The following is a 4,803-nucleotide window of genomic DNA, read 5'->3' as shown; positions in this document are numbered from 1 at the left end:
ATTTTTGGTTAATTATAACCACTGTCAAAATAATTCATTTTTTATATTTTCGCTTTGCTATATTTGTAATTCCTTTATATTAAAATCGCTTTGAAAAAATATTACTTATTTCTGTTTTTTATTTTAAACCTTCCACTTTTTGCATCGGAGAGTACAGATGTTATTTTGAAAGAATTAAACGAAGCGATTAAAAATAAACAGTATTACGTAAAGATTAAAGAAGAGCGAATTCTGAATTTCAAGAAGATAAAATCGGATAATCTTACGAAAGAGCAAGAGTATAATTATAACAAAACACTTTATTTTGAATATCAGAAACTAAACTCAGATTCTGCAATTCAATATGTAAAAAAGAACATCAAAATTGCCGAAGAACTTCAAAATAAAGAACTTTTAGATTTAGCGCAATTGCAATTGGTAACACTTTATTCTTCTTCTGGAAAATACCGTGAATCTGAAGCAATTTTAAAAAGCATTAATAAAAAAAGTCTCCCTGCTTCTTTACTTCCAAATTATTATATTTCGTATCGTGAATTTTTTGAACATTATGCGGCTAATAGTTATAGTCCTGAATACAGAAAACAGATTGGGAGTTATCGTGATTCATTATTAAGTGTTCTAAAACCAAATACGTTAGAATATCAAATTAATAGAATCCAGCAAGATATTTTTATTGATAAAAAATACAATGATCCCAAAAAGCAGTTATTAGCTTTATTGAATAAAACAAAAGAAGAAAGTCCAGACTATGCAATGATTACCTATTTGTTAGGAAAAATAGGCGAAGCTACGCATGACTTAGAAGCTAGAAAAAGATACTACGCACTTTCTGCCACTTCAGATATTAAAAATGCCAATAAAGACAATGCTTCACTTCAAGAGTTGGCTTTAGTTTTTTACGAAATTGGAGATGTCGATATGGCTTATAAACTCACACAATCTGCGATTGAAGATGCATTATATTGCAATGTTCAGTTTCGAACTTTGTTGATGTCAGAAGTATATTCGATCATTAATACAGTTTATCAGGAACGTGAAGCGCAACGAAAAAGTGAATTACAGATTTATTTGCTTTGCATCAGTTTGCTTTCTCTGTTTTTACTAGTTGCAATTATTTACGTTTACAAACAAATGAAAAAGGTTTCTAGAATTAGAAGCGAACTTTATGAAACCAGTCAGAAACTAGCAGAGTTAAATAAAGATATTACTGAAACAAACAAGCAGTTGCAAGAAAGCAATCTGCAATTGTCTGAATCTAATTTGGTTAAAGAAGAATATATTGCACATTTCTTCAGTCTTTGCTCAACTTACATTAACAAACTAGAAAATTATCGCATTAGTTTAAACAAGAAAGCAACAGCAAAACAATTCGACGAAATTTACAAAATATTAAAATCAACTACTTTGGTTGATAACGAGCTAGAAGAATTATACAAAAACTTCGATATTATCTTTTTAAACCTATATCCAACATTTGTCAAAGATTTCAATGCTTTATTAATTCCAGAAGAGCAAATCGTTTTAAAGCAAAATGAATTACTAAATACAGAACTTCGAATTTTTGCTTTAATCAGACTCGGAATTACGGACAGTGTTAAAATAGCAGCATTTTTGCGTTATTCTTTAAGCACAATTTACAACTATCGCACAAGAGCTCGAAATAAGGCCGCAGTTTCGCGAAATGATTTCGAAGAAATGGTCATGAAAATTGGCTCAATGGCTTTGAAAGCGTAAATGTTTATTTCAAAATCACTACTTTTTTTAAGGTGTTTTTTGTTTTAAGTATTTTAAAACCAACCAATTGATTTTTTAAACCACTACTTTTTTCTGTCTAAAAATGTAACTTGTACGATAACGTTTTAGTTTTACAATATGATAGAAAAGTTTTTATATAGACTTTATAATATTATCTAACTAATGCTTTAATTATTACTGTTATGTTAAAAAACGTTAAAACAATTGTTGTTTTACTTTTACTGAGTTCTTTGGGAGCAAATGCTCAGAATAAAGTTCCAGTTTATCTAGATGATAAAAAACCGATTGAAGAGCGCGTAGAAGATGCGCTTAAGCGAATGACAACTGATGAGAAAATTGCCATGATTCATGCGCAGTCTAAATTTAGTTCTCCAGGTGTAAAACGTCTTGGAATTCCCGAAAACTGGATGACTGATGGACCACACGGAATTCGTACAGAGGTAAAATGGGACGAATGGGATCAAGCTGGATGGACAAACGATTCTTGTATTGCTTTTCCAGCGCTTACAGCACTTTCATCTACATGGAACAAAGAATTGGCTTCTTTATATGGTAAATCTATTGGAGAAGAAGCACGTTACCGTAACAAAAATGTATTATTAGGACCTGGTGTAAATATTTATAGAAGCCCATTAAACGGTCGTAACTTCGAATATATGGGAGAAGATCCGTTTTTGGCATCTAAAATGGTTGTTCCTTATATTAAAGGTGTTCAAGCAAATGGAGTTGCAGCTTGCGTAAAACATTTCGCTTTAAATAATCAAGAAACAAATCGTAACTCGGTTAACGTAATCGTTGACGACCGTGCATTGTACGAAATTTATCTTCCTGCTTTTAAAGCTGCAGTTCAAGAAGGTGATGTTTGGTCAATTATGGGAGCTTACAACAAATACAAAGGACAGCAATGTTGCCACAACGAATATTTATTAAACGATATTCTTCGCGGAGAATGGGGCTTTAAAGGAGTTGTAGTTTCAGATTGGGGTGGAGTTAGTGATACTAAACAAGCTATTCACAATGGTTTGGATATGGAATTCGGTTCTTGGACAAATGGACTTTCTTGGGGAACAAGTAATGCATATGATAACTACTATTTAGCAAAACCATATGCAGAAATGATCAAAAAAGGAGAAGTTGGAACTAAAGAATTGGACGAAAAAGTACGTCGCATTCTACGTTTATCTTTCCTAACTACAATGGATAGAAACCGTCCTTTTGGATCTTTTGGAACTGAAGAGCATGCTTTGGCTGGCCGTAAAATTGCTGAAGAAGGAATCGTTTTATTACAAAACAACAACAATATTCTTCCAATCAATCTTTCTAAAACCAAAAAGATTGCTGTAATTGGAGAAAATGCGATTAAAATGATGACAGTCGGTGGAGGAAGTTCTTCGCTTAAAGCAAGATACGAAATCACGCCACTTGAAGGTTTAAAGAAAAGAATCGGAAACCAAGCTGAAATTGTTTATGCAAGAGGTTATGTAGGAGATCCTACAAGTAATTACAATGGAGTTATTGCTAAAGTAAGTTTGGAAGAGAAACGTTCTCCAGCTGAATTGACTGCAGAAGCTTTAAAAGTAGCTAAAGATGCTGATATTGTTCTTTTTATCGGAGGATTGAACAAAAGCGAAAACCAAGATGACGAAGGACATGATCGTAAAGAGTTGAATTTATCATATGGTCAGGATAAATTAATTAGCGAATTAGCGAAAGTAAATAAAAACATTGTTTTTGTAAATATTTCTGGAAATGCAATTGCAATGCCTTGGATTAAAGAAGTTCCAGGAATTGTTCAGGGATGGTTTTTAGGAACTGAGGCAGGAAATGCTTTAGCAAATGTTTTGGTTGGAGATGTAAATCCTTCTGGAAAATTATCCTTTACTTTCCCAGTAAAATTATCTGATAACGGAGCTCATGCCTTAGGAGAATTTCCTGGTGGCGATGACGTAAAATACAACGAAGGAATTTTTGTTGGATACCGTTGGATTGACAAAAACAAAATCAAACCATTGTTCTCTTTTGGACACGGTTTAAGCTACACTACTTTTGCTTACGGAAAAGTAACAGCTGACAAAAAACAAATTAACGAAGGAGATAAAATTACATTCTCAGTTAACGTAAAAAATACAGGAAGCAGAGAAGGATCTGAAGTAGTACAATTGTACATTACTGATGTAAAATCTTCATTGCCTCGTCCGATAAAAGAATTAAAAGGTTTTGAGAAAGTTGCTCTTAAAGCTGGAGAAGAAAAAACAGTAACGTTTACAATTGATAAGACGGCTTTAAGTTTCTTCGATGACAAAAAACATGACTGGGTTGCAGAACCTGGTGATTTCGAAGCAATTATTGGTGCTTCATCAACAGATATAAAATCTAAAGTGAAATTCTCACTTAAATAAGTTTTTTATTTCTAAAATTGGTTGGTTTGTAAAGCTGCAAGTGTAAAAATTTGCAGCTTTGCTTTTGTCTTAAAATTTTAGATGTACAAACAAAATATTAGAAGTTTTGCTTTAATAATAAAAATCAAATTTTGAAAATGAAACGAATACTACTATTTACATTTGGTTTTGTCATGTTCCAGAACCTTTCAGCACAGAGTCTGAACAAAATGCAATGGTTTAATGAACCTGAAAAATGGGAAATTAAAAATAATGCATTGATTATGAATGTTACCGCAAATAGCGATTACTGGAGAATTTCGCACTACGGATTCACGGTGGATGATGCGCCTTTTTACTACGCCAATTATGGTGGAGAGTTTGAAGCAAAAGTAAAACTGACTGGAAACTACATCGCTCGTTTTGATCAGATGGGTTTGATGATTCGTATAGACGAGAAAAATTACATCAAAACAGGAGTGGAGTTTGTAGACGGAAAATTTAATGTCAGTACCGTTGTAACACACGATAAAAGCGATTGGAGCGTAACAACTTTAGATAAAGTGCCTCCTTTTATTTGGATTAAAGCCGTACGACGATTAGATGCCGTTGAAATATTCTATTCTTTTGATGATAAAAACTATATCATGACCAGAAATGCGCCTTTACA

Annotated in this window: 3 protein-coding genes; all 3 read left to right on the top strand. The window is 32.7% G+C overall.

Features of this window, described 5'->3' with window-relative positions:
• Positions 1–90 precede the first annotated feature (90 nt).
• Positions 91–1,734 carry a DUF6377 domain-containing protein gene (locus B3J44_RS19910; RefSeq protein ID WP_286971024.1) on the top strand — a complete coding sequence of 548 codons (1,644 nt, stop codon included), beginning with the start codon at positions 91–93 and terminating at the stop codon, positions 1,732–1,734.
• Between the two features lie 203 nt (positions 1,735–1,937).
• Entirely contained in the window at positions 1,938–4,154 is a 2,217-nt protein-coding gene (locus B3J44_RS19905; protein WP_198856034.1) for a glycoside hydrolase family 3 C-terminal domain-containing protein, read from the top strand.
• 137 nt (positions 4,155–4,291) lie between these two features.
• The coding region (locus B3J44_RS19900; protein WP_286971023.1) for a DUF1349 domain-containing protein at positions 4,292–4,803 on the top strand (512 nt) is incomplete at its 3' end.

Source organism: Flavobacterium sp. UBA4854 (genome assembly GCF_002399805.1).
Lineage (GTDB): Bacteria > Bacteroidota > Bacteroidia > Flavobacteriales > Flavobacteriaceae > Flavobacterium > Flavobacterium ginsengisoli.
The sequence above is the reverse complement of the archived record's forward strand: the minus strand, read 5'-3'. Positions and strand labels throughout refer to the sequence as shown.